Origin of the sequence: Maricurvus nonylphenolicus (genome assembly GCF_042854845.1) — a bacterium.
GTDB lineage: Bacteria > Pseudomonadota > Gammaproteobacteria > Pseudomonadales > Cellvibrionaceae > Maricurvus > Maricurvus nonylphenolicus.
On sequence record NZ_AP031498.1, the window covers coordinates 1,021,852 to 1,047,021 of the forward strand.

The 25,170-nt window shown below is 48.7% G+C and carries 17 protein-coding genes; 10 read left to right on the forward strand and 7 right to left on the reverse strand.

Annotated elements, in window-relative coordinates; genetic code table 11:
- Positions 1 to 4: 4 nt before the first annotated feature.
- The gene (locus ACGHZ6_RS04285; protein ID WP_390617567.1) at positions 5 to 1,015 is read right to left on the reverse strand and encodes a helix-turn-helix domain-containing protein; all 1,011 of its coding nucleotides are present in this window, start codon (positions 1,013 to 1,015) and stop codon (positions 5 to 7) included.
- Positions 1,016 to 1,173: 158 nt separating this feature from the next.
- Here ACGHZ6_RS04285 and ACGHZ6_RS04290 point away from each other — a divergent pair, with 158 nt between their 5' ends.
- Positions 1,174 to 2,235, forward strand: a complete 1,062-nt coding sequence (locus ACGHZ6_RS04290) for a hypothetical protein (protein ID WP_390617568.1) — start codon at positions 1,174 to 1,176, stop codon at positions 2,233 to 2,235.
- An 11-nt stretch (positions 2,236 to 2,246) separates the two neighbouring features.
- On the opposite strand, the gene ACGHZ6_RS04295 is transcribed toward ACGHZ6_RS04290, so the two are convergent.
- The 4 genes from ACGHZ6_RS04295 to ACGHZ6_RS04310 all read right to left on the reverse strand — a co-directional run bounded on the left by ACGHZ6_RS04295 (position 2,247) and on the right by ACGHZ6_RS04310 (position 7,524).
- Positions 2,247 to 2,477, reverse strand: coding sequence for an RnfH family protein (locus ACGHZ6_RS04295; RefSeq protein ID WP_390617569.1), 231 nt, complete (start codon positions 2,475 to 2,477; stop codon positions 2,247 to 2,249).
- A gap of 205 nt (positions 2,478 to 2,682) precedes the next feature.
- Entirely contained in the window at positions 2,683 to 3,060 is a 378-nt protein-coding gene (locus ACGHZ6_RS04300) for a hypothetical protein (RefSeq protein ID WP_390617570.1), read from the reverse strand.
- A gap of 72 nt (positions 3,061 to 3,132) precedes the next feature.
- Positions 3,133 to 5,112, reverse strand: a complete 1,980-nt coding sequence (locus tag ACGHZ6_RS04305; protein WP_390617571.1) for a DmsC/YnfH family molybdoenzyme membrane anchor subunit — start codon at positions 5,110 to 5,112, stop codon at positions 3,133 to 3,135.
- Positions 5,113 to 5,271: 159 nt separating this feature from the next.
- Positions 5,272 to 7,524 carry a molybdopterin oxidoreductase family protein gene (locus ACGHZ6_RS04310; protein ID WP_390617573.1) on the reverse strand — a complete coding sequence of 751 codons (2,253 nt, stop codon included), beginning with the start codon at positions 7,522 to 7,524 and terminating at the stop codon, positions 5,272 to 5,274.
- Positions 7,525 to 7,994: 470 nt separating this feature from the next.
- Between ACGHZ6_RS04310 and cobA the strand changes: the two genes are divergently transcribed.
- From cobA to ACGHZ6_RS04340, 6 genes are all read left to right on the forward strand, one after another.
- The gene (gene cobA / locus ACGHZ6_RS04315; RefSeq protein WP_390617574.1) at positions 7,995 to 8,846 is read left to right on the forward strand and encodes a uroporphyrinogen-III C-methyltransferase; all 852 of its coding nucleotides are present in this window, start codon (positions 7,995 to 7,997) and stop codon (positions 8,844 to 8,846) included.
- 63 nt (positions 8,847 to 8,909) lie between these two features.
- Positions 8,910 to 11,447: a nitrite reductase large subunit NirB gene (gene nirB / locus ACGHZ6_RS04320; protein ID WP_390617575.1), complete on the forward strand. Its 2,538-nt coding sequence runs from the start codon at positions 8,910 to 8,912 to the stop codon at positions 11,445 to 11,447.
- Between the two features lie 37 nt (positions 11,448 to 11,484).
- Complete coding sequence (nirD, locus tag ACGHZ6_RS04325; RefSeq protein ID WP_390617576.1) at positions 11,485 to 11,814, forward strand: nitrite reductase small subunit NirD; 330 nt, start codon at positions 11,485 to 11,487, stop codon at positions 11,812 to 11,814.
- A gap of 387 nt (positions 11,815 to 12,201) precedes the next feature.
- Positions 12,202 to 14,616, forward strand: coding sequence for a TonB-dependent receptor (locus ACGHZ6_RS04330; protein ID WP_390617577.1), 2,415 nt, complete (start codon positions 12,202 to 12,204; stop codon positions 14,614 to 14,616).
- Positions 14,617 to 14,669: 53 nt separating this feature from the next.
- Positions 14,670 to 15,779, forward strand: a complete 1,110-nt coding sequence (locus ACGHZ6_RS04335; RefSeq protein ID WP_390617578.1) for a hypothetical protein — start codon at positions 14,670 to 14,672, stop codon at positions 15,777 to 15,779.
- A gap of 130 nt (positions 15,780 to 15,909) precedes the next feature.
- The gene (locus ACGHZ6_RS04340) at positions 15,910 to 17,223 is read left to right on the forward strand and encodes a spinster family MFS transporter (protein ID WP_390617579.1); all 1,314 of its coding nucleotides are present in this window, start codon (positions 15,910 to 15,912) and stop codon (positions 17,221 to 17,223) included.
- A gap of 85 nt (positions 17,224 to 17,308) precedes the next feature.
- Here the strand turns inward: ACGHZ6_RS04340 and ACGHZ6_RS04345 are convergent, their stop codons facing one another.
- Together ACGHZ6_RS04345 and ACGHZ6_RS04350 are read right to left on the reverse strand one after the other, a co-directional pair.
- The gene (locus ACGHZ6_RS04345) at positions 17,309 to 18,976 is read right to left on the reverse strand and encodes an FAD-dependent monooxygenase (RefSeq protein ID WP_390617580.1); all 1,668 of its coding nucleotides are present in this window, start codon (positions 18,974 to 18,976) and stop codon (positions 17,309 to 17,311) included.
- 38 nt (positions 18,977 to 19,014) lie between these two features.
- Positions 19,015 to 20,772: a carboxypeptidase regulatory-like domain-containing protein gene (locus ACGHZ6_RS04350; protein WP_390617581.1), complete on the reverse strand. Its 1,758-nt coding sequence runs from the start codon at positions 20,770 to 20,772 to the stop codon at positions 19,015 to 19,017.
- Between the two features lie 374 nt (positions 20,773 to 21,146).
- On the opposite strand from ACGHZ6_RS04350, the gene ACGHZ6_RS04355 reads away from it, so the two are divergent.
- The 3 genes from ACGHZ6_RS04355 (at position 21,147) to ACGHZ6_RS04365 (ending at position 25,165) form a co-directional block, all read left to right on the forward strand.
- Positions 21,147 to 21,557 carry a c-type cytochrome gene (locus tag ACGHZ6_RS04355; protein WP_390617582.1) on the forward strand — a complete coding sequence of 137 codons (411 nt, stop codon included), beginning with the start codon at positions 21,147 to 21,149 and terminating at the stop codon, positions 21,555 to 21,557.
- Between the two features lie 71 nt (positions 21,558 to 21,628).
- Positions 21,629 to 22,771, forward strand: coding sequence for a hypothetical protein (locus ACGHZ6_RS04360; protein WP_390617583.1), 1,143 nt, complete (start codon positions 21,629 to 21,631; stop codon positions 22,769 to 22,771).
- Positions 22,772 to 22,858: 87 nt separating this feature from the next.
- Positions 22,859 to 25,165, forward strand: a complete 2,307-nt coding sequence (locus ACGHZ6_RS04365; protein WP_390617584.1) for a TonB-dependent receptor — start codon at positions 22,859 to 22,861, stop codon at positions 25,163 to 25,165.
- Positions 25,166 to 25,170 lie beyond the last annotated feature (5 nt).

Sequence of the window (25,170 nt, forward strand, 5' to 3'; positions counted from 1 at the left end):
TTGATTATTGGATGGCAGGGTTACGGCTGTAATCTTTTGGGGTTACCCCAAACCAGCCTTTAAACGCCCGATGGAAGGCGCTAACTTCTGAATAACCTAAATCCGCTGCGATTTTTTCGATGGTATTTTCGCCTTTAATAATTTGCAGCAGTGAGCGCTCTTTAATGATTTCTTCTTTCAGTTGCCTGAACGTGGTTTGTTCTTCCGTTAACTGACGTTGCAGACTGCGTTTATTGATCTCCAGCGCTTCTGCTACATCATCAACGGTAGCTTTAAGGTAACCCTTATCCACAATGAGGGATTTAATTTCGTCAACCAAATGGTTGCTGGCGTTGCGCTTTAACAATAGCTCGTCGATGTAGGCTTTATTTAATTGGTAAAAATGTTTATCAGAACCAGGTAGTTCGTCATCGGCGTTTTCTGCACTGAACCATATGCCGTAGGGAGGGGCAGAAGCCGGCTCAATAGGTGCGCGAAATTTCTGTGACAGTAAATCGATCTCCAGATCATCGGGAAGGCGCAATTTCAACAGCATACGCCGATCGGTACCCATAAAACGGCCCATCGATAGCATACTGGTGACAAGGGATACGATTTGTTGAGAAGACTCCCGGATCGGGCTGTAGCGAGGGCTAAAGCGAAACACGATGGCCCCGTCTTCATCATTAATGACTTGCAGTTTAATGCTTTCACTAATCAGGTCATGACAGTTAGCCAGATTATGTAGTGAGATACGCATAGTTGGGCTGTGCATCAAGACAGGTGCTAGCGGCCCCAGACCCTTCAAATTCAGATTGACGCCAATTTTATAGCCCAGCAGAGGATCTTGTGTGATGGCTTCGGCCTTATGCCAAATCTGTCGCAGCAGATTGATATCCACCCGCTGGCCTTCGCGAATCTGAGCGATGGAAAGATCGGGCAGTTCGGCCTCTATACGAGCCATATCGACGCCCAGACGCTGCAGGCCGGTAATAAAACCGTTGATATAGGTGTTAGATATAAATTGGTGATTCATTTTGGTTGTTGGTTCCAAAATAGAACTCTATTGTGCATCCTTCAGGTGCTATTCGTCAAATAGCTGTTTGTTAAATTCAGGGGCTATTCTTTCTGTAGGTCATAATCTATATAGTAGCGCTTCCCGATGATGTGTCCGTTAATGTAGCAGAGGTAGAAATGACCCAAGCCCAACTTGTTGCCGCCACCAAAGTAGAAGACCAGCAAGGGCAGCTAAACGAGGTGTTACACCTTGAAGCCCGCCTGGAGGCGTTGGGTATTCATCCTGCTCACCTGGTAATAGAACCACTGGCCGCTGATTGGGATGCCCCGGAGCGGGAGGGTTTTTACCGCAGTGGCTGTGGTCCACTGGAGGCGCTGGGTGAAGCCAAGCGCTTAATCGAAGAGGGGGCTAAGGCGGTGGTTATCAGTGGTGAAGATCACTTAAAAACCGGTTATGAACGCGAAGAGCGTCTGGCGAAAATGGCCGTCTACGGTGAAGACTACCCGTTAACGCAAGCCTATACCGAACTGGCCAAAGCTTTTAGCGAGCGCCACCAGATATCCGCAGAGCAATTTAAAACCTTGTCTGCAGCTCTGTTTGAAAATCATCGGCTCAGTTATCGCAATGCTTTAGCAGATGACTTTCATGATGAGCTGTTACCTGAAGCCCGTTGGCATAAACCCATCACAGAACTGTTTCGTGGAATCGATTGTGCGAATCCGCTGGTGGATTTTTCAGGCCGTGTATTGGTGTGTGATTCCGAAACAGCAGATCAGTTAGAGATTGCCAACAACAAACGTTTGGCGATTAAAGCGGTGGGTTTGAGTCGCTTAGAGGGCGACGGTAAAGATTACCTGCAGGATATTGCCCGTTACGATCACTTGCGCGAGGCTTATCAACAAGCCTGCGAGGAATCCGCTATCGACTTCGCCGGTAGCTTCCGCGAAGGCAAAGCCCTGATGGAGGCTTATACCTGCTACCCGGTTGTACCTATGGCGTTTTTAATAGTCAGTGGCTTGGTGGATTTGTTAGATGATATGCCTGAATTTTTATCTCAGCACAGTATCACCGTAACCGGTGGCATGAACTTGGCCAAAGGTGCATGGAATAACCCAGCGCTTAATGCCCTGATTGTGATGTATGAGCGTTTATTGGCAGGTGAGGAAACGATTGGTCTGGTGCACGGCAATGGTGGTTTGGGTTACCGCCAGGGGGTTGCGATTGTTGCCAAGGCCTAGGGTTGGTTTAATCAATAGACCTCAATACGGTCACTGGGTTTAAGCTGGTAAGTGTCCGGGCTGCTCACTTTTTTGCCAAACAATTCTATCGTGTGTTCTTGTAGCAGAGTTTCGGTGCCTTCACCAAGGATGCCAGACTGTAAAATGGCATCTTTCATAGTGCTGCCCTTGGTGACAAAGACCTGAATCAGTTTTTGCTGGTTGTGCAGGGAATAGAATACTTCAACGGCGATATACGTCATTTTTATACCCTCTAAATCAGTGTGGATTTATTATCGGGCTATTACGTACCGCAATCATTGATAACTGGTGCCAATGATTGATAGTTGATGACGTTGCTTAGGAGTAGATAGAGTGGGGTCACCCCCCTGGCTAGATACTTTATTTTGAGTATGTGCAGCTGGCACAGGCGGGGTCTGACCCTGCGGGTCAGACCCCATTTAGAAATCAATTACCAACTTGCGGCGCTACCGTACGCGGTACCCACTCCCACCACTCATGCTCACCTTCCGGCGTATCCTTGGTGGTCTGATAAATATCCCAAGTCACCAAATAATCCGGGTTCTCAATATCAACACCCGTTTCAGGACTTTTGTAATGACCCTTGGGTGCATTAAACCAGCAGGTTAATGTCGGCGGCAGAATAAAAACCGCAGGTTTGCCGTCTTCGGTTTTTTGCCCCTGCAGCTCAACGGAGATGCCGTTGTCAGAATCGGTGGTAATCACCTTGCCAGCGAGCTGGGATTGTTTGAGGAGTTGATCGTCTTTGCTGAAGTAGCTCAGGCCAATGACGCAGGTTTTATCGAGAAGATCAGGGAGATTCATATTCCAAGCTCGGGGTTTGACCCTGCGGGTCAGCCCCCATATCTATATCACAGTAATTCAGCAAGGATACGCTTAATGCGCATCCATCACCACACCCACCTGCGGCATATGCGCCAGGCCAATATCACGCGCGTGTTCTTCAAAGCCTTTGTTCTTCCAGAAGAAGGCACCCGGCATAGTGGTAGGAATTACCAGAATATAGAACAGTGCACGGCCAACGGCACTGGCAAATACTTGTGCAAAACCAACCAGCAACCAGGCAAACAACGCCCAAGGGCCAGTCAGTTCGAAGGCCAGCAGGGCAATAGCGGCTACCAGGTTTAGACCCACAATGGCGTTACGCAGCAAGTAGGTTTTACCGAAGGTGGTACGCTGCACATAGTGAGAAGCAGCTCCTTCGTGCTCGGCACCATCCATATCCTTGTGGTGCCAGATCAGGCCGATACCTTCCAGCGCAATACCGGCAACCAGTACCAGGCCACAACCTTGCAGTACGGCAGCGTAATCAGCACCAGTAATCGCTTGCGTAGCAACTACAGCAACGCCAGTCAGCAGGGCGCCCAGAGCAATGGCACTACCGGTAAAGCCGGTGTAAACCTGTGGGTGGTTCCAGAAAGGACGCGCCGGGATGCGGTAGCTGCGGCCCATGTAGTAGAGGCCAAAGGCGATAAAGGCCAGGCACACATAACCAATCACATCACCAATACTTTCTGCAGTATCGACTGCTATCAGATCAGTAACGCTTCCACCCAATACGGCGGTGTAAAGGTTTTGGAAAATCTCGTTGCCGGGCAGTGAGAACAACAAATGGAAACCTAAAGTCGCCATAAAGCCAGCCACACCCAAAATCTCACGGGACATGGGTGAATGACGCAGGTTATTAAAACCACGATAGAAGCGGTGCGGTTTGCCCAAGTGCGTGGCAGACATCACATTACCGATACCACCAATCACCAAACAGGCCAGCATAATCGGCGCATAAACGGCGCTGTTGTGGATATCTTGCAGGAAGCTAACGCCCAGCTTGTCACCCAGGAACAACAGTACAAAAGCGCCCATAACCGCTTGTACACTTAAGGTGAAAATCACCAGCGGATTTTCACGGGAGCTTAAGCGGGCAAAGTTCCAATGTTTTTCTTTCCCCACTTTCTGGTCGATAACAGGTTTGTAGTTACCTTTCTCGTCCTTATGATATTTCACCGGTTGAGAATCGGTACGAGTCATCTCGATTGGCATGGTTTTGGTTTGCTGGAAACGCACATTCGGGTGGGTAATTTCTGGCGTTGGGAAACCCGGAATCGAGGTCTTGGCTTGCTCGCGGTTTTCCGGAATATTCTCAATCACACCAAAGTCCAGTGCATTACCCACACAGGCAGATACACAGGCAGGCTTCAAGCCGGTTTCCAAGCGGTCAACACACATATTACATTTTGAAACCTGACCTTTGATAGGATCAAGTTGCGGTGCATTGTATGGACATACCCAAGTACAGTAGCCACAACCGAAACAGGTTTCTGGATCTTGCAGTACTGCACCGTATTCAACGTGTTTGGTGTAGGCACGGGTTGGGCAGCCTTTCAAGCACACCGGGTTATCACAGTGGTTACAGGCCATGGAAATATTCATGCGCTTGTAATCCGGGTAGCTGCCGCCTTCTACATAACCTACGGAGCGGAACGCTAGGTGAGCCGGGTTTTCGTTCTTCTCGGAACAAGCCGCTTCACAGGCGTGACAACCAATACAGTTATCGGCCGTAAAGAAGAAACCGTGCTGCTTGTTACGGTTGGGGTTAACACCCACGTCCGGGTTTTCGTTGATGTACATGGGGCGTTCGGCGGGAAGGCCAGTTAAATCCACCAAATCAATTTTCTGGCCGTAGCGGTTTTCGTCGTCGACTTTTTTATCGCTCAAAAACGCGTAGGGTTGCTCATCGGTACGCAGTTCCCAGTGGCTGGCTGTGGCGGCCACTTCGGGTTTTACCACGGGGGTCATATCCCGTGGGTCGAATACTTCTACGATGTCGAGATTACTTGGGGTTACGTCATCTTTCATTGTTCTTTACCTCGTACCTGCTTCAGGCCGGAAGTTTAAATTCTCTGCTGTCTCGTTCTTGTCATTCCTGCGAAGGCAGGAATCCAGCGTCTTCGGGTTTTTAGGGCCACTGGATCCCTGCCTGCGCAGGGATGACTCTTTGGCTATTGTGCTAATCGATTAGAATGTGCGGCGTTCCGCATTAATTCTTGCCGCTTCTGCCTGATCAATTTTTTCAATCCGAGCAGAACACTGTTTAAACGCCGGTTGACGCGAATACGGATCCAGCAGGCCCAGCGTCAAACGGTTCACACAGTCATGGAAGTGGAACGGAATAAATACCGCGTTACGAGCAACACGTTGCGTCAGCTGAACCATCACCACCGCATCTCCACGACGTGAAGTCAAACGCACATATTCCTGGTGCTTAATGCCCAGTTCTTCAGCGGCATCCGGGTTCATTTCCATATAAGGCGTTGGGCTGAACTTGTTACAGTTGCCGATCTTGCCGGTACGGGTACGGGTGTGGAAGTGCTCAACAACGCGACCGGAGTTCAACCAGAACGGGTATTCATCACACGGTTGTTCGTTGTTATTAACGAAGTCCACCAGGATCAGGTTGGCTTTGCCGTTTGGCGTTGGGAAAATCGCATCGCTATACAGACGCGGATCACCTTTCAGGTCGTGCTGACCTTTTAGCTTACTGCCGTTGGTGCTATTACCTTCAGCGTCAACTTCACGGTAAGGCCATTGAATGCCACGAGCGGCTTCAATCTTGTCGTAGCTCATACCGGAAATATCCAGGTTACGCTGCTGGCCGTAGTTACCTGGCAGCTTCGACAACTCCTTCATTTCCTCGAAGGCTCCTTCCGGGGTTTCCGGGAAGTGAATGTCGTTGCGCTCGGTAAAGCGTTTGGCCATTTCCTTAAAGATCCAGAAGTCTGGTTTGGAATCGGCGTAAGCAGGCATAGCGTTACGAATCAGGTTAACGCGACGCTCGGTGTTAGTGTGGCAACCTTCTTTCTCGGCCCAAACAGAAGCCGGGAAGTACACGTGGGAGTATTGGTTGGTTTCCACATCTTCGTAGCAATCCTGTACCACCAGGAACTCCAGCTTTTCCATCGCCTTGCGAATACGCGGCGTGTTGGGCATGGATGTCATGGGGTTGGTGGCAACCAACCACAGGCCTTTAATTTCACCGGTTTCAATGGCTGGGAAAATATCGGTTTGGCACAGGCCGCGTTGTTTCGGGAAAAACTCGGGATCAATTTTCCAGAAGTCGGCAATGGTGTCACGATCGTTTTCGTTTTCCAGTGCGCGGTAACCCGGCAGACCGGAACAGGAAGACCACTCGCGGGTACCCATGGCGTTACACTGACCGGTAATGGACAGGCTGGTACCACCGGGTTTACCGATATTGCCGGTACACAGGTTGAGGTTATTGATGTTAGCTACACCGTCGGAGCCGTGGGTGGACTGGTTAATACCCATGGTCCAGATGCTCATGGCGGTGCCGGCTTTGGCATACAGGCGTGCAACGGTACGAATGCGGTCTTCATCAATACCACATTCTTTTTGGGCGTGTTCCGGTGCCCACTTGTCCTGAGTTACCAGTGCTTCCAGTTCTTCCAGATTGTTACAGTGGGCTTCCAGATAGGCGCGATCTTCCAGGCCTTCTTTAAACATCACATGCAGCATGGAGTTAATCAGGACGCAGTCAGTACCTGGGGTAATCGGCAGGTGAATATCGGCGAACTGCGCCAACATGGTTACGCGTGGGTCTACCACGATCAGCGGGAAATTACGCTTCTCTTTGGCTTCTTTTAAACGCCAGTAAATAATCGGGTGCTGTTCTGGCAGGTTGGAGCCGAAGGCCATCAGGCAGTCGGTGTGTTCAAAGTCACCGTAACAGCCAGGAGCACCGTCGGCACCAAAGGAGCGTTTGTAACCGGATACTGCAGAGGCCATACACAGGGTGGTATTGCCGTCGTAGTTGTTGGTGCCAATCTGGCCGCGAACCAGTTTACCCAGAGTGTAGAATTCTTCGGTTAACAGCTGGCCTGTGGATACCACGGCGAAGCTGTCGCGACCGTACTTGTCCTGGATCTCTTTGATCTTGGTGGCGGTGGTGTCCATGGCGGTATCCCAATCGGTGGGCTTAAACTCTTCATGGAACTTGTCGCGCATTAAGGGTTGAGTGCCGCGTCCTGGGGATTCAAATAGCTCATGCTCCAGCAAGCCTTTAATGCACAGCTTACCGCGGTTTACATCGGCGCCGGCGTGGCCACGGCTGGTCACCAGCTTGCCTGTATCATCCAAACCGATCTCAATTGAGCAACCGGTAGAGCAGTAGTTACAAGTGGTGTACTTCCACTCCGCTACCTTCTTTTCCGGTATCACAATCGGTTTACGTTTTCTGCGGCCAAATAACATAGCGCTACTTCCCGTAATTTTAAAAAGTCTGTTTCAGGGCAAAAGTGGTACTTGCCCCATTACTAAATTGGTATGTCTTTATATGCCTGCAATAAGTGAACCAACTTTATTTTTAAATAATTGACTAGGCATCAAATATGGTTTGCACTGTTTTGGTGCTACATAAATCCCTTATAAATCAATAAGATAGGTTGTTATTGATAGTGGTTATCAACCGCATTTGCAGTTGGTTGAAAATGTGTTTGGGTGGGGTAGAGCTAAGCGCACTATTTTGTGTTCCGTTATGGTGCAAAAAGGCTTTGTTTTGGTGCGGTTATGGTGCTGAAAGGGTGTTCAAGGTGGTGCATTGTTCGAGTGCACTTTTTATAACCCTTTGAAAAATAAGGAAAAATAAAAAGTTTTTCAGTTTGGCATCGTATTTGCTGTATCCAAGGTGTGATTCAAAGACAGATGGCGCAACGAGGTGCTTTATGGCTGTAACTCCTTTGGTAAAACCTGCGGATGCTCGCAAGGCTAAGTTAGTAGAAGAAGGGGTTATTCAGGCCGGTAAGGTGACTCTGGTAGGCGCGGGTCCTGGTGACCCGGATCTGTTAACGGTAAAAGCGCTGCGCACCATTCAAGAAGCTGATTTGATTTTATTTGATCGCCTGGTGAGTGACGAGATCTGTGCCTTGTTTCCTGCAACAACCCCGGCCTTGTATGTCGGTAAAGCGAAAGACAATCACAGTGTGCCGCAGAACGAGTTAAACCAGTTGTTGGTAGCCAAGGCCAAGCAGGGTTTTAACGTTTGCCGTTTAAAGGGTGGTGACTCCTTTGTGTTTGGTCGCGGTGGTGAAGAAATGCTGTCGCTAAAACAGGAAGGTATTGAGGTAGAAGTGGTGCCGGGTATTACTGCCGGTGCAGGCGCAACTACTTATGCTGGCATCCCTTTGACTCACCGTGGCTTAGCGCAGGGTTGCAGCTTTATTACCGCCCACGGCGAAAAAGAATTACATATTGATTGGATCAGTTTGGTCGGCACAAAACAGACCTTGGTGTTTTATATGGGCCTGAGCAAAGCCGAAATGATCCGCAAGGAATTGATGGCCGCAGGCATGCAAGCCGATATGCCGGTGGCACTGATCGAGAATGGTTGCTGTAAAGAACAGCGCGTTGTTCTCGGTGAATTAAGCGAGCTGGATGAATTAGTGGTTCGCGAGCAGGTGAAATCCCCGGCCCTAATTGTTGTGGGTAAAGTGGTTTCCCTGTCTGAGCAACTGGATTGGTTTACTGGTTTGGCTCAAAAAGAACTTTCAACCGCAGAGACGTCGGTTATGGCGTAAGCCCAGCCGATTAGATAGACAAATTTATTAAAAAATTATCAGCCTGATATTGAGGAATTGGTTATGAGTAAACAGCGCATCGTTGTTGTTGGTAACGGTATGGTGGGGCACAAGTTTATTGACTCCATGCTGGAAGTACCGAACGCTGAGGAATATGAGGTAATTACCTTTTCCGAAGAGCCGCGTCTGGCCTACGACCGTGTTTACCTGAGCAGCTACTTCAGCGGCGCGACTGCTGATGACCTGATGCTGACCAGCGAAGACTACTACAACGAAAACGGCATCAAGTACGTGCTGAACGATAAGGTTGTAGAGATCAACAAAGCAGAAAAATTTGTTGTGACTGCTTCCGGTCGAAAAGAGTCTTACGACAAGCTGGTACTGGCAACCGGTTCTTACCCGTTTGTTCCGCCAATTCCCGGTAACGACCAGGAGCACTGCCTGGTTTACCGTACCATTGAAGATCTGGAAGCCATCAGCGCTTCTGCCAAAGAAAGTAAAGTCGGTGTTGTTGTTGGTGGTGGCCTGCTGGGGCTGGAAGCCGCAAGCGCACTGAAAAATGCCGGCCTGGAAGCGCACGTTGTTGAATTTGCGCCACGCCTGATGGCGGTACAGCTGGACGATGGTGGCGGTAAGCTGCTGCGTCGCAAAATTGAAGACCTGGGTGTTCAGGTTCACACTGAAAAAGCCACCAACGAAATTGTTGCCGGTGAAAACTGCCGCTACCGCATGAACTTTGCCGACGGTTCACACCTGGAAACAGATATGATTCTGTTCTCTGCCGGTATCCGTCCACACGATGGCCTGGCCCGTGAATTTGATCTGGAAATTGGTGAGCGTGGCGGTATCGTCATTAACAACCAGTGTCAGACCTCTGATGAAAATATTTACGCCGTGGGTGAGTGTGCACTGTGGGAAGGTCGTATCTACGGTCTGGTTGCCCCAGGTTACACCATGGCAAAAGTTGCCGCCTCTAATATCATTGGCGGTAGTGAAGAATTTACAGGTGCCGATATGAGCACCAAGCTGAAGCTGCTGGGTGTAGACGTTGCCTCTATCGGTGATGCTCACGGCCAAACCGAAGGCTGTCAGTCTTACACCTATAACGATGAAGTTGGCCAAGTTTATAAGCGTTTGATTGTTTCTGCCGATGGTAAGAAATTACTGGGTGCGGTACTGGTAGGTGATGTAGAAGCCTACGGTAACCTGCTGCAGCTGAAGCTGAACGATATGGATCTGCCGGAAAATCCGGAAGGTCTGATTCTGCCGTCTGTAGATGGTGATGCCTCTGCTGGCCTGGGTGTTGATGCTCTGCCAGAAACTGCAGTGATCTGTTCCTGTTATGACGTCACCAAAGGTGACCTGATGGCCGCCGTTCAAGAAGGTGCCACCGATATGGGCGCCATCAAGGATGCCACCAAGGCCTCAACCGGTTGTGGTGGTTGTGCTGCGCTGACCAAACAGGTTGTTGATGCTGAACTGGCTAACCTGGGTTACGAAGTTAAAAACGATATCTGTGAGCACTTTGCCTACTCGCGTAAAGAGCTGGCCGACATTGTTCGCGTTAAGAAAATCAAAACCTTCGAAGAGCTGCTGGAAAGTCACGGTACCGGTCACGGTTGTGATATCTGTAAGCCTGCCGTTGGCTCCATCCTGGCCTCTTTCTGGAATGACTACATTCTGAAAGATGAGCACATGGGCCTGCAGGACACCAACGATATCTTCCTGGGTAACATGCAGAAAGACGGTACCTACTCTATCGTTCCTCGTGTTGCCGGTGGCGAAATCACCCCAGACAAACTGATCGTTCTGGGTGAGGTGGCGAAAGAATACAATCTGTACACCAAAGTAACCGGTGGTCAGCGTATTGACCTGTTTGGTGCGCAGTTGCACGAACTGCCAGCGATCTGGAAAGTACTGGTAGATGCTGGTTTTGAAACCGGCCACGCCTACGGTAAGTCTGTTCGTACTGTGAAATCCTGTGTGGGTTCTACCTGGTGTCGTTACGGTGTTGATGATTCCGTTGGCCTGTCTATCGAAGTTGAAGATCGCTACAAAGGCTTGCGTTCACCACACAAACTGAAATTCGCGGTTTCCGGTTGTACCCGTGAATGTGCCGAAGCTCAGTGTAAAGACGTAGGTATTATCGCTACTGAAAACGGCTGGAACCTGTACGTATGTGGTAACGGTGGTATGCGTCCTCGTCACGCTGACCTGTTCGCCACGGATCTGGATAAAGAAACCCTGATCAAATACATCGACCGTTTCCTGATGTTCTACGTACGTACCGCCGATCGTCTGCAGCGTACCAGCGTATGGTTGGAAAACCTCGAAGGTGGTCTGGACTACCTGCGCGAAGTCATCATCGATGACAAGCTGGGTCTGGGCGAAGAGCTGGAAGCCGAAATGGCTGCCAACATTGGTAACTACCAGTGTGAGTGGAAAACTACTATCGAAGATCCAGAAAAACTGAAGCGTTTCTCTCACTTCATTAACTCTGAGGAGCAAGACAGCAACCTGGCATATGTTGTTGAGCGTGATCAGCGTCGCCCTGCGACCAAAGAAGAGCGCATCCAAGCTGTTGAAGTCGTTGAAGCTTAATAGGCTTACGTAAAGAGATTAGTAGAGGAATTTGAAAATGAGCAACTGGACTACTGTTTGTAAAAAAGATGATATCACCCCTGGCGCTGGCGTATGTGCTCTGCTGGACGGTGAACAAGTGGCAATCTTCCGTATTGCCAAAACCGATGCCGTGTACGCGGTATCGAATTTCGACCCTTTTGGCGAGGCCAATGTGCTTTCTCGGGGTATTACCGGTTCTATCGGTGACTCCATCGTTGTTGCTTCGCCTCTTTATAAGCAGCACTTCGACCTGGAATCAGGCGTGTGCATTGAAGATGAAGACGTAAAACTGAAAACCTACGGCGTTCGCGTAGAAGGCGACGAGATTCAGTTACAAGCGTCTTAATCTGAAAAGTTTTGGCAGTATCCTCCGTTTGTTTACGCAAGCGTCGCTGCCAGTCTCTGCTTGAGCCCCATGCTATGCGGGGCCTTTTTATTCCGAGTTGTTGTGATTCAACAATAACTCACAAGTTCTCTGTGCTTTCTATAGGGATTTTATAGAGGGTGCAGATAACCAGTTCTCTGCACTAGGACAGCTTCGGCTGTCCTTTTTTTATTGTCAGAACGTCTCCTTAATAACGGATATTAAAAAACTGTCTATTAAGTAGTGTTCGTTAGTCACATAAAAAATATGCCGTCAGCTGCAAATGTCAGCTAGATGATATTCTCTGCTTCATTTTCTTGCTCCCATAAGTTACCCCAACAAAACCTAATACTTTAGGGAGCAATAATAATGATAAAAAAAGCTTTTGATCGTAAGTATCTACCTGTGGCTATCGCTGGCGTAGTCTTGGCTGCCGATGTGCCAATCGCTGTGGCAATGGATTCTGTTATGCAGATTGAAGAGGTTGTTATCACCGCGCGTAAGCGAGATGAAACTCTTCAGGATATTCCTGTCACTGTGCAAGCATTGGATTCCGATACCTTGGAAGCCTATGCAACACGGGAATTCAGTGATTTAAATGACCAGATTTCCGGTCTGTCGTTGTACAACACCGGCTCGGCTTTTCCTAATGTCACCTTAAGGGGTATTCAAGGTGGCTCAACCAACTCGGCGGCGGATACGTCTGTTGCTATTGATTTGAATGGTATTCCGCACAGTACACCGCAATTATTGCGCTTTAGTATGTTTGATGTGCAGTCGGTTGAAGTGCTTAAAGGCCCCCAGGCCCTGTATTTTGGTAAAAATTCACCGGCTGGTGTTATTGCCTTGGCCACTAAAGATCCCACCGAAGAGTTTTACAGCGAAGTACAAGTGGGTTACGAAAATGCCGCCGAGAGTAAGTTTGGTCACGTTATCCTGTCGGGGCCGCTAAATGAAAATTGGGGCGCGCGGGCAGGCATACGCCATATGGAGACAGAGGGATATTTTGATAATGAGTGGGAATCGGCACAAGCCGGTGATGACACGGGGCCGAACTATGACGAAACCGTATTTGTCGGCACGTTGCAGGGAACCTTCGACAAGGGAGATGTTACGTTCAAGGTGTACAGCGGCGACAGAAGTGGTGGCTTCCATACCCTGAATCAAATTATTCACTGTACGGACAATACCGATATTTCTAACCCCGGTGACGATTGTAAGCTAAATGACAGCTTCTCTACCGAGGGATTCGTTAATGATAAAAGTCTGGCACCTTCCAGATTTGACGATGATAAACCAAGCCATGACTATCAACTTGCGCAATATTCCATGGCCATTAACTATGAGTTAGATGATATTTGGTCTGTGCGAAGTGTCACGGGGTTTGTCGATATGGAGAATCGCTTTTTTGGCGGCCTTGCTGGTACGCCGAGTAATAATCCCGCGTTTTCTTTTGCTTTGGCAAGTGAGCTATCCAGTGAGCAGATTTCCCAGGAGTTTCGCTTGTCCGGAGCGTTGGGCGATGTAGACCTTATGGTGGGGGCTTATGTTGATGATCGTGAGCTTGTCAGTGAGGGCGCATTGTGGATTGCTGAAGATACAAAGGTAGTGCCTGATTCGGTGGCGATTGTCGAAGGGGAGTCCTGGTCTGTATTTGCTCAGGCAGATTTCGACTTAACTGAAAACCTGGAGCTTTCGGTGGGCGCGCGATACACCGACGAGGATCGTTCGTTTGAGGGAAGAAACTATGAAAGCCTTGCCCTGGGCGGTCCCCTTGTTTATCTCGAGGGCGACATTCAGGTTACCGAACCAAAACTGAATTATACCGATCTCTCGCCTGAAGTGTCTCTCACGTGGCATGCCACAGAATCATTAACGTTATTTGCCAGCTACAGAGAAGGGTTTAAATCCGGTGGCTATGATGCCAGCCCGCAGGATTTTGTTGGCTCTGTTGCCAGCACCCACCCGGCGTTAGGCGGTGATCCGGTCCAAATACATTACGATGCGGAGCAGGTTAAGGGCTTTGAGTTGGGCGCTAAAATGGTGTTGGCCGATAATACCTTGCGCTTGAATGCGTCTGTTTTTGCCTATGATTACGAGGATTTACAGCAGCCCTCTGTTTTCTCTGATGGTAGCAGTGTTGTTACACGTACGGTGAATGCGGCAGAAGCTGAAATTCTGGGCGCAGAGCTCGATCTTCTATGGTTGACGCCTGTGGAAGGTTTAACGGTTACCGGTAATATTACGTTCCTGGATAACACCTATAAGTCTTACGTTTCCCAATGTAATGAATATCAAATATTTGTCGAGCCGGGTAACTGTAATGTTGATATCGATAACGATCTATCAACCGATGCAGGTGGATTGTTAGCGGGCACCGGGTTTGATGCTCAGGACCGTGATGGGGATCCTCTACGTAATGCGCCGGATTATTCGGGAAGTATCGGTTTTAATTTTTTTTTTCAAGCAGAAGACGGCATACGAGATAAGCTCAATATGATGGCCAGTTTCAGCGATAGTTATTCTGCCGATCGCAGAAACACACCCTGGGCGGAGCAGGATGCCTACTGGTTAATGAATGCCGGATTGGGTGTCTACGCAGAAGACGGTGGTTGGTCTGTGGATTTGATTACCAAAAATCTAACCGATGAAGTGGTGTTGGTGAATTCCGGCGGCCTCGCGCGATCCGGAGACAGTAGTACACCTGAAGCACAGGCCGGGGTAAGGAATGCGCCTAGGCAGGTTATGCTGCAATTTACCTTTAGACCAGATGTTTTATTTTAAATAGCTTGGGGTAGTTAGGTTTGAGCGGTATCCGGTGCAGGTCTTTAAAGGTATTGCCTGTTTTATATCTTTTTGTCTCTGCAGCGGTTACCGCTGAACCTGTTGCAAAAGAAAGCAGGAATCAATCTTGGCACAGTGAATACTTTTTAGATGCCTGGATTGATTATTATAGTTTTCGTGAAACGCATGATATCAAGCCCGAAACAGAAGACAATTATCTTCGAGCCCGAGTGCGTATCGGCACCAAGCTCACGTTTTCGAATCGCTGGCAGGCACAGGCGCGTATTGCCGGGCGCTATCACAACCAAATGGCTAAGCATACATTCAGTATTCAGCCCTACGCCACTAGCCCTACAGGTATGGCATGGGGGCATACGACCGTTGATACTTTTTCCGCCACCTATGCATCGGCAGATGCTTGGCGTTTAACCTTGGGGAGGTTTCAGACATCTCATGGTTTAAAAGGCGTGCTGAAGAAATCACTTGATCGCGCCGATGGGCGTCCAAAAGTCAGCTGGACAGATGGTGCTAGTCTCTGGATTGATATTAACGAGGGCTGGCGTAGTCGGTTTATTGTTGAGTACAACAGCGCTGAAGGTCCGAGTAATGTAAAACGCCGACCGCTTAATGCAGATAACTGGTCATTGTTTAGCAGTATCGAGGCTAAATCCAATTGGGGGCCTATCGTCCAACGGGCTTTGGATATCACCTATATCCCTCAAGCGTCTGAAAATAGTCCAGGCGATAAAAACGGCATTGCTGAAGATTACATTGCTCTGGTTGCCCGCATGGCTGCACAGTGGTCTGTGGGAGATAGTGGGCAGACGATATTGTTGGGCGCAGAGATAGGTTATACCCCTGGTCTGACCGGCAGTGCGATAGATTCACGTGATATATCCGAACGTGGACAGGGCAAAATCATTTCAGTCAGTGTTAATAATATTTTGCCAAGCCAAAGTGTCGGTGTGTCCTGGGGGCGAGCGAACAATAGCTGGTTGATATCGCCTGACTTGGCGCCCGATGAGGATTTTCTTGAGTTCCGTTATCGCTGGCAGTTATCAAAGAAAATGGCTTGGGAGTTTGACATCAAGCGGCGCCGAGATCTGACGGATGATGCCAGCCAGAAAAACAGTATGTGGCTTCGTTATAGGGTTAGTTTTTGAGGCATTTATAGCCGCGAACGGCAGGCGTGAAACTGTCATGTGGGTGACATTAAAAACGACGTTGTAGCGGCATACTCGATAAAGAAAGCATGCCTTTTTCAGGCTAATTCTATAGGAGTATGTAAGTAAAATGACAGAGCAAGCTTTAACCGAAACTGATAAGCCGGGGTTTTTCTCGCGGCTAAAAGTATCGCCAAATTATCTCTTGGCGATACTCTTTCTTGTGTCAGTATTCACCACGTTAGATCGGCAAATTTTATCCTTGTTGCAGGAGGGCATGAAAGCTGATCTCAGCTTGACGGATTCCCAGTTGGGTATGCTGGCCTTGACCTTTGGTATATTTCACGCCGCTATGGCCGTGCCTATTGGGCGCTTAGCCGATACGCGATTTTCAAGAAAGTCTGTCTTAACCGCATGTTTGGGCATTTGGAGTGCTGCTACGGCAGTATGTGGGGTAGCGACTAACTTTGTTCAGTTGCTTATTGCCAGACTGGGCGTTGGTGGTGCTACGGCAGGTTATGCGCCTACGGCTTTTTCCCTGGTGTCGGATAAATTTCCTATTCATAAACGCTCATTTGCCATTGCGATATGTATGTCGGGTATGACAATTGGCATGATCCTGTCCATGGTTGCTGGTGGCGCTCTTGCTGAAGCTGTTGGCTGGCGGATGACGTTTATTCTGGTGGGTGTGCCTGGAATTCTGCTCGTGCCGCTGTTGATGTACACCATACAGGCCCCAGAGCGAGGTCATGCGGATGGTATTGAAGAAGCCAACGAGATGGGCTTTTCTGCGTCGATGAAATACTTAATGGCCACACCTTCATTTATTTTTGTTGTGCTGGGTGGAGCGATAAAAGCGGTTGCCTTTAACGGCATTATTCAATGGATTCCCTCGTTTTATATTCGTAAGTTCGATTTGACGGTAGGCGAGGTAGGTATGGCGCTTGGGCCTATTCTGGGTGTTTGTATGTTGTCGAGCATACTCCTGTCGTCTTTCATTGCCGATAAAATGGGTCAGAAGGATCTGCGCTGGCATCCGTGGATTATCAGTATTACCTTGCTCTTGAATTTCCCGTTTATCTACTTTGCATTTGCGGTTGATAGTTATTATCTGTCCCTGGTTTGCTATGCGGGTGCTACCTTAATGGGTACGGCAATGATGGGTATTAATAACTCAATGATTCAAAATGCAGTACCGGTTCAGGTGCGTGGTACCGCAACCGCCATTAAAACGGCGATGTTGGGTCTGTTTGGCTGGGGTATTGGTGGTGCTATTGTCGGTGTACTAAGTGATTCGTTTGGTGCCCAGGGCTCTGCAGAAGGGTTGCAGACGGCATTGATTTATGTGTCTTTAGGTTTACCAATTGCCTGTGTGGCCTTCTTCTTAAGCAGTCGCTCTTATGCTAAAGACTGTGAGAAAGCCAAGCAAGCTTCCGTCGCTTAATAAACTATTGATCAATAAAAAAGCCCGAATAACAATGTTATTCGGGCTTTTTTATGGCTGTTACATTAATGCTGTTTAGTTAATGTTAGGCACCGCGTACGGTATCAATGATGCGGTAAGCTTCATTGAGGTCAGGTAAGCTGCCTCGCCATGCAACAATACTGTCTGGGCGAACCAGAATGTAAGGTTGTTCGAACAGTTCCTGCAGTTTTGGGTCTACCCGACTTTGTACGCTGAGTGGTAGGCCACGTTCCTGAGCGGCTTGCAGTAAGGTTGCAGGATGCTCACCGGACAGATTGATAAGGGTAAAGCTCTGGTTAAACCAATCGAGGGTTGACTTACCATCTTCCAGCCAGGCATGCGGAGCGCGACCACCGGGTTTGGCGTTTTGTTCGTAGCCGCCTTCTTCGACTTCGGGCAGGGCGCTACCGTCATCGATGATAATGGGTGATTGATCGTAGCGGTAGCCGACATCAGGTTTGGCAAAATCGAATTCGTTGGAATTGTTTGAGTTAAAGTGATCGATAGCGGCCTGACGCAGTTCGTCAGCTTCTTTACCTTCTTCCCACAACATAGGCGGGGGATTAGGCAGGGCGTCAGCGTGTCCGAATGCGCGTTGCAGGACAACTTCCGGTTTAGGGCCGGAGAGGTCTGCACCTTGGAAAAGAAGCAATTGCAGGGTGGCGTCACGGCGCTCGGCGCTGAAGCTATCAAGCAGTTTATCTCCGCCCCAGCCCTGCAGTGTTGCCGCCAGCTTCCAGCCCAGGTCAACGGCGTCAATCATGCCACGCATCATCCATAAGCCGCCAAAGGTGGTGCCCCGTGCGGCGGCATCACCGGCAAGGAAGACCCGCCCCTTTTGAAAGGTGGGGGTTAAGGCCTGACGCAGTTGCCAGGAGCCCTGACTGATCACCTTGATATCACCTTCGATACCCACGATATTTTTCAGGTTAGCTTTAGTGACTTCAGTATCTTCAAGGTCTACAACACCGGGGCCATGGAGGCGCCAGCGTTTATCGCCGTCAATGGCTGCAATCATCCAGCCACCTTCGCCGTGGGGGCCTTCAGCATTGCCCAACAGTTTGTAGTGCCAACGAGGTACAACGGTATTGGCCAATTCCTCACATTCGAAATACACAGAATCAATGCGGGGTTCTTGTGGCGGCAGGCCTTCAAGCTCCATATCCAACCAGTCGCGAACCTTACTGTTGGCACCGTCACAACCTACGGCGTAATCGGTGCGGAACTCTTCGGTTTCACCGGTGCGCGTGTATTTTACCTCGGTGGTAACGCCATCGTTATCCTGCTGCTGAGAGATAACCTCAGCAGGAGAAACTATGACGGCACCGCGCTCAAGTGCTGTCTTGCGCAGTAGTGGATCTACATAACGCTTGGGTTGCCACATTTCATTTTCGGGCGAGTAGGGAGGGCGGAAGCTGTCAGCATTAGAATGTCTCACCAGGCGACGAATTTCATAACCGCCTAAATGGGTGAATACGCCCACACCGGCGTCCCAGTCTTTATTAAAGCCATTTTCACGTAGCTCATCCACCAGGCCCCAGCGACGTAAGAGCTCAGCACCTCTTACAGAAAGATGATTGGCTGTTGGGTAAATTAATTCATCGGGGGTTCTTTTTTCGACAACAATGGGTTTGATGCCCCAGCTGCAGAGTTCAATAGCCAGGCTGAGCCCTACCGGGCCGCCACCAACGATAAGTACAGACGCATCTGATTTTTTATTGGAAGTTTGCATGGTTAATTATTCCTGATTTATCTCTCTCAAATGAGATGCTATTTAGAAGTATCGGTTCGGAATTGCACACGTGCAACCTTTGCGCTGCCAGAATAGGCAATCCAAATGGTTGGGATCTCGGTTGAGTTATCAACACTGAGGTGGCGGCATTCATGACCAATGGAGGGTAGAGGGTACTCGGTAAACTCTTCCGTCTCAGGATTGAATTTACTCAGGCGATCACCGTTATGCTGGCAGGTCCACACCATCTGGTTTTTATCCACCTGGATATCGTAGGGGTGTGAATAACGTGAGGGCACGGGGTAGATCTTAATGTCCTTGGTATGGATATTGATCCGCGCAATTTCACCGGACCAGTACAGAGCAATCCATATGTAATCTCCTTTGGGGTCACCACCAGCTCGGCGGGGGCCACGCAGGTGTATAGGGGCTGCATTACCGTCGGCGCCATTGGGGTTAACGGTTTTGGCAATGTTGAGATCCTTTTCGCTGATACCAGCAACCGGGGGGAATTTGATTTCTTCAATTTCGCCGGTCTTGCCATCAACCCACATAATGCGATCATTACCCAGGTTCAGCATCCACATATTGCCCAAACGGTCTGCGGCTACGCCATAGGGCTTACCGCCAGGGGTGGGGGCAATATAATCGGTATATTCGCCGGTTTTGGGATCCAGTTTAACGACACCGCCTTTATTGGAAGATGCAAAGATAATACCGTCAGGTGTGATCTCTACATGCCCACCAACGGGTAAGCCGCCTTTGGGTTTTGGAAAGGTGATGATTTTCTCGGCATCTGCATCGAGCTTGATAAACTCGCCATTGCTGTAGTTGTTAGCCCAGATATCGCCGTTGGCAGCGTTCATTACCGCGTGAGTACGGCTCGCTAATTTTTTATGAGGTACCACGAAGTTGGTGACTTCGCCAGTTTGTGGGTCTAAACGGCCAATGGTGCGATCGGGATAGACGTTATCGGAGAAGTAAGCATAGCCGTCGTTACCCGGAACCACATCGTGCAGGGCTTCACCGCCCCTGCCTGGAGAGCCCAGTTCCCAGTTACTGCCGTCCGGGACCTGTACAAAGCCTGGATCATTGCCTTTGGGAATATCGTATTCAGTTACAACCACTTTTGTGGCGTCTCCGCTGATACGGGGGAAACCGGTGTAGTTCATCAGGTCTTCGTCGCCTCGAACTTTACCGAGATAGCTTGCAATCTCACCCTTATAGGCTTTCATTAATGCCCGATTTTTGGCACCTGGACGCGTCATATAGTTGATCATGGCATCGATGATGATATTCCAGCCTTCCTCATCAAAGCGTTTCGACAGTAAGTAACCCCCGGTATGGCAGGTTGTACAGGTGTTATAAACGATTTGCTTCATACGGGCGTCTTCCGGCGTGCTATCGGGAAGACTTTCTATCCACATATCACCACTGAGCTGCTTGCTGAAGTCGTCTATGGACTTCATGGTGAAATCTTGGCTTAACTCATTACCTTGTTTATAGCTTACTGTGTCATCGGCTTTTTTATAGCCGATGGCTTGGGCCCAAACCTTGTAGGTTCCATTGTTAAGTTCCGGGAAATAGTAGTGACCATTGGCATCGGTAAAGACAGACGTCTTAAACGAGGCTGATTCAGCCTGCGCGGTTACGGCGACCCCTTCCATAGGTGTGCCATCTGCCGAGGTGATGGTGCCGAACAGATCTCCCTTTAAGGGGGTGGTGGCTGCCAGTGCTGAGGGGGTTAACCCGGTGGCAAAAACGATTGCGGCGATCGCCTTAGTTATTCTAAGCATATGTAATCCTCATGCATATAATGAAGGCTTAAACGTAAATTTTTGTAAATGAAAGGAACCGATTTAATAGGGATTGAAATCGGTTGGATTGAAGTTAGCTTCTGAATTAGTTCAAGGTAATAAATCACTATCTTCCCTTGGTTCCATAAGCTGTTATTTCTAGGGATTGAGTCATGTTAATGCACGGTTAAATCCTACTTAGAAAATTAGCCTGAGAAAGTCACCCACCTTACATTCTTCCCGTACCTCTTGGGGTATCGTAAAAATCAGGGATCGAGAATGTTATGTCATACGTGAGCCTTGGCTGGGACGAGCTTAAGTAAAAGTGCCTCAGATATGGCTGCTAGGTTAAAAAGAGTAACAGCGGAGTAGAAATGGCTTTGTTAAAGAAGAGACGCGTGTTTTTAATGTTGGTATCGGCGGTGATGTCGTTAGAGGCGTTTGCTATCGATGTGGCGAAAGACCAAAAAAAGCAAGACATTAAATTTGTTAAGGCCCAACCTTTTAAAGCACCTGCCAATGAGAAAGAGTATCAAGGCATGGCTTTATATAATCAAAACTGCAGGCTTTGTCATGATCCCAGATTATTCAGGCTGAAGAGTGATCTGCGCTTGCCGAGTGCCGCTTCAAGTTTGGTTGATATTTTTGAGCCGCCTCGTTCACGTTCGGAGCAGGTTTTCCGTCAAGTCGTCACTGATGGCATTCCAACCTTAATGCCGAGTTTCCGTAACAGTTTTAATCCCGAAGAGTTTGATGCTCTTATTACCTATATTCAATCGCTATAGGTTTTCTATAACCATTTTGGTTTGAAGTAACTTTTTAGACAGATCTCTTTGTCTTAGTAAGGATTTTTGATATGAGTTTTTTAAAAAAATCAATTCTGGCTGTTACAGCTGTTTCGGTTATTTTGGGGGTTGTGGCTTGCTCCTTAAGTGAATCGTCAAAAAACAGTGGACGAGTTGATTCCAGTACGCCTTCCTACACCCTGGATAAATCATTTCCACCGACACTACCCAATAACTGGGTAATGGGAAGGCCGACGTCTATCGCGGTCGATTTCAAAGACCATGTTTGGATTCTATCGCGCCCTTGGATGGTGCCCAGAGACAAGCGTGTCAATGCCGCACCCGCAATTATGGAGTTTGATACCGAGGGTAACTTTGTCCAAGGTTTTGGTGGCCCAAGCCAAGGTCCTATGGAAGATTATGCCTGGCCAGCTATTGAGCACGGTATTCACGTTGACCATAAACGCAATGTGTGGGTTACCGGTATTGATGGCATGGGCGGAACCGTTATGAAGTTCTCTTCAAACGGTGAATTCCTTTTCCAAAAAGGTGGTTTCGAAGAGAGTGGTGGAAACGCTGATCCCGAAAACCCCCGTATGCCTGCCGATGTATTCGTTCACGCTGAAACCAATGAGGCTTATGTTGCCGATGGTTATGCGAATCGTCGAATTTGGGTCTTGGACGCCGATACCGGTGAGTTCAAACGTCAATGGGGCGCGTTCGGGGAAGAGCCTCAGGATATGTGGGCGCCTGGTGCTGAATTACCGCGTGAGGTGCCTGTAGAGGAAGTGCTAACGGTAGAAGGTCCTGGTCCTAAGAGTTTTGGCACAGTGCACGGTGTAGCGGTTTCCCATGATGGCCTTGTCTATGTGGCTGATCGCGATAATCGCCGTATTCAGGTATTTACTCTTGATGGTGTGTATGTCAATCAGGCTTTTGTTAACCGCAAGGGGCCAAAAGCTAAAAGTGTTTCACGTATCGTTTTCTCGGCGGATAAAGAACAGAAATATATTCTGGCCCCCGATTACGATCACGGCAAGATCTGGTTTTTGGATCGCAAAACACTGGACGTAGTGGGTAGTTTTGGTACGCAAGGTCATAAGCCGGGAGAGCTGTATGCCTTGCATCATATGGACAGTGACTCGGAAGGTAATCTTTACACTGCCGAGGTTGATAAAAATAGCCGTGTACAGAAGTTTCGTATCACTCACTAATGGTTTCAGGATGGAGGCCTGATATAGCCAGTAAATCGATGGATATTTTTTAATAATTACAAATAAGTAAAATGAGAGTTTAACAGTATGAATAATAATAAATTCAGTATTGAGGGGTGTGTGAAAACAGGGAAGTGTCTTTTGGCACTCAGCGTCGCTGCGGTAGGCAGTGCAGTACCTTCGATGGTTAATGCTGAAACCGATGATAGCCTGTTGTTGGAAGAAGTGATTGTTACCGCACAAAAACGCCAGCAAAGTCTGCAGGATGTACCTGTGTCTGTAAGTGCCGTCAGCGGCGAAACCATTGCTGATGCAGGTATTGCCGACTTGCAAAATCTAAGCTCGTACGTACCTAACCTGAAGATTAACCAGGGGCCTACTGAAAGTGGTATTTATATCCGTGGTTTGGGCTCGGGTAATGAACGAGGTTTTGAGCAGTCAGTGGGTTTGTTTATTGATGGTGTTTATGCCGGTAAGGCTCGACAGTTTCAGGCGCCATTTTTGGATGTAGACGCTGTGGAAGTCCTGCGTGGACCACAGGGAACTCTGTTTGGTAAAAACACGGTAGCCGGTTCTATTACCATCAATACCGTACGTCCAACCGATGAGCTTGAAGCGAGTTATGCGGCTGAATATGAGGTCGAGTATGGTTCGCTGAGTCATCAGGCCATCGTTTCCGGGCCTTTAACCGATACCCTGAGTGGTCGACTGGCGTTGAAATATGCCGAGTCAGATGGCTATATGGAAAACAGCTTTCAGGACCGCGATGAGGTTGGATCAAAGACCGCTGTAGGGCGTATGAGTTTGCTGTGGCGGCCAACAGAAGATACTGATGTGTTCTTCAAGTATGAAACCGCTGATACCAATACGAAGGGTAAGAATTTCAGTTTTACTGAAGTCTCTGATGCCCAACTGGCTACCTATAAGGCCATAGACCCTGATTTTAAGGTTGATGACTATCACCGCTCTACCTCAGCGGATGAATACGCCGATGTAGACAGTAACAGTTATACCCTGCAAGTGGATCACGGTTTTAAAAATCACGATCTAACCTGGATAGCCAGTTATTCCGAGTTTGAAACCACTGATATGCTGGATATGGACTTTTCTCCAGTAGATATTGGTGTCAACCAGCTGGATCAGGATTTTGAACAGGTCAGTCATGAGCTGCGGTTAACCTCGCAACTGGGTGGCGATGTAGAATATATCGCGGGTCTGTACTATCAAGCTAATGAGTATGATACACGGCGTCAGCTAGGTTTAAATGCGGGTCCATTAGGACACTTGGGAGCCTCCTCAGACTTCTCGCAAACCACGGATACCTATTCCGCTTATGGCTCTTTAACCTGGCACCAGACCGAGGCTTTGGCCTGGACGCTGGGTTTGCGTTATAGCAAGGAAGAGAAAGAGGGGGAGCGTCAGGTTCTTTTCACGGATTACTTATCGTCAACACCTCTGGATGAGATCTTGTCTGGGGGGCTCTATGCGGCCGCTGTAGGAGTTAATCAAAGTCGAGGTTACTACGAGCATGAGATTGATGGTGATATCTCTGCGGAAAACCTTTCCCCGTCGTTAAAGCTTCAGTATGACGTCAATGACGATTTAATGGTTTACGCAAGCTACAGTAAAGCATTTAAGTCGGGCGGCTTTAGTGAATCTGGAACCCAGGGCGATGATGTTGGTGAGTATGACGTTGTGCCATCGGATTTCGATTATGACGAAGAGGAAGCGGTGGCCTATGAGGTTGGTGGTAAGGCAACTCTATGGGGCGGTCGTGCGACCTTGAACTTTGCGGTGTTCCGTACCGAGTATGAAGACCTGCAGGTGAGTTCCTACTCTGAAGCCGCCGGCGTATTTGTGGTGGGTAATGCCGCCAGCAGCGTCAGTCAGGGTATTGAGTTAGATGGTGTTGTGCGATTGACGGAAGCGCTGAGGCTGACCAGTTCACTGTCTTACTTGGATGCAACTTACGGCAGTTTCGAAGATGCTACACCGACCAAAGAGCAAAGTGATAATGGTGCATTGGTACAGGATCTCAGTGGTGAAGTGCTGCCACAGGCACCAAAGTGGACCTGGAACCTTGGTTTGGATCATGAAGTGGCTCTGGGTAATAACCTGGAATTACACAGTCATGTAGATCTGAACTATACCGACGATCACTATATCGCCGATGATCTGGACCCACGATCTGAAGAAGATGCTTATACGGTTGTCAATGCGCGCGTAGCGTTACGTAACCCTGAAAGTGGTTGGGAACTGGCGTTACTCGGTAAGAATTTAACCGATGAACATATTCGTAACTACTTTACCAATGGTGGACTTTCGGATGGTGTGGCACTGTCAAACCTTTCGGCACCGCGTACAGTAGCGTTACAGTTCAGGATTAGTTATTAAGTGTG

Excerpts from the sequence above, each read along its gene's own strand:
- ACGHZ6_RS04330 (WP_390617577.1), top strand. The coding sequence starts at position 12,202 with ATGATAAAAAAAGCTTTTGATCGTAAGTATCTACCTGTGGCTATCGCT.
- ACGHZ6_RS04305 (WP_390617571.1), bottom strand. The coding sequence starts at position 5,112 with ATGAAAGATGACGTAACCCCAAGTAATCTCGACATCGTAGAAGTATTC.
- nirD (WP_390617576.1), top strand. The coding sequence starts at position 11,485 with ATGAGCAACTGGACTACTGTTTGTAAAAAAGATGATATCACCCCTGGC.
- ACGHZ6_RS04350 (WP_390617581.1), bottom strand. The coding sequence starts at position 20,772 with ATGCTTAGAATAACTAAGGCGATCGCCGCAATCGTTTTTGCCACCGGG.
- ACGHZ6_RS04360 (WP_390617583.1), top strand. The coding sequence starts at position 21,629 with ATGAGTTTTTTAAAAAAATCAATTCTGGCTGTTACAGCTGTTTCGGTT.
- ACGHZ6_RS04290 (WP_390617568.1), top strand. The coding sequence starts at position 1,174 with ATGACCCAAGCCCAACTTGTTGCCGCCACCAAAGTAGAAGACCAGCAA.
- nirB (WP_390617575.1), top strand. The coding sequence starts at position 8,910 with ATGAGTAAACAGCGCATCGTTGTTGTTGGTAACGGTATGGTGGGGCAC.
- ACGHZ6_RS04345 (WP_390617580.1), bottom strand. The coding sequence starts at position 18,976 with ATGCAAACTTCCAATAAAAAATCAGATGCGTCTGTACTTATCGTTGGT.
- ACGHZ6_RS04310 (WP_390617573.1), bottom strand. The coding sequence starts at position 7,524 with ATGTTATTTGGCCGCAGAAAACGTAAACCGATTGTGATACCGGAAAAG.
- ACGHZ6_RS04300 (WP_390617570.1), bottom strand. The coding sequence starts at position 3,060 with ATGAATCTCCCTGATCTTCTCGATAAAACCTGCGTCATTGGCCTGAGC.
- ACGHZ6_RS04285 (WP_390617567.1), bottom strand. The coding sequence starts at position 1,015 with ATGAATCACCAATTTATATCTAACACCTATATCAACGGTTTTATTACC.
- ACGHZ6_RS04295 (WP_390617569.1), bottom strand. The coding sequence starts at position 2,477 with ATGACGTATATCGCCGTTGAAGTATTCTATTCCCTGCACAACCAGCAA.
- ACGHZ6_RS04355 (WP_390617582.1), top strand. The coding sequence starts at position 21,147 with ATGGCTTTGTTAAAGAAGAGACGCGTGTTTTTAATGTTGGTATCGGCG.
- ACGHZ6_RS04340 (WP_390617579.1), top strand. The coding sequence starts at position 15,910 with ATGACAGAGCAAGCTTTAACCGAAACTGATAAGCCGGGGTTTTTCTCG.
- ACGHZ6_RS04365 (WP_390617584.1), top strand. The coding sequence starts at position 22,859 with ATGAATAATAATAAATTCAGTATTGAGGGGTGTGTGAAAACAGGGAAG.
- cobA (WP_390617574.1), top strand. The coding sequence starts at position 7,995 with ATGGCTGTAACTCCTTTGGTAAAACCTGCGGATGCTCGCAAGGCTAAG.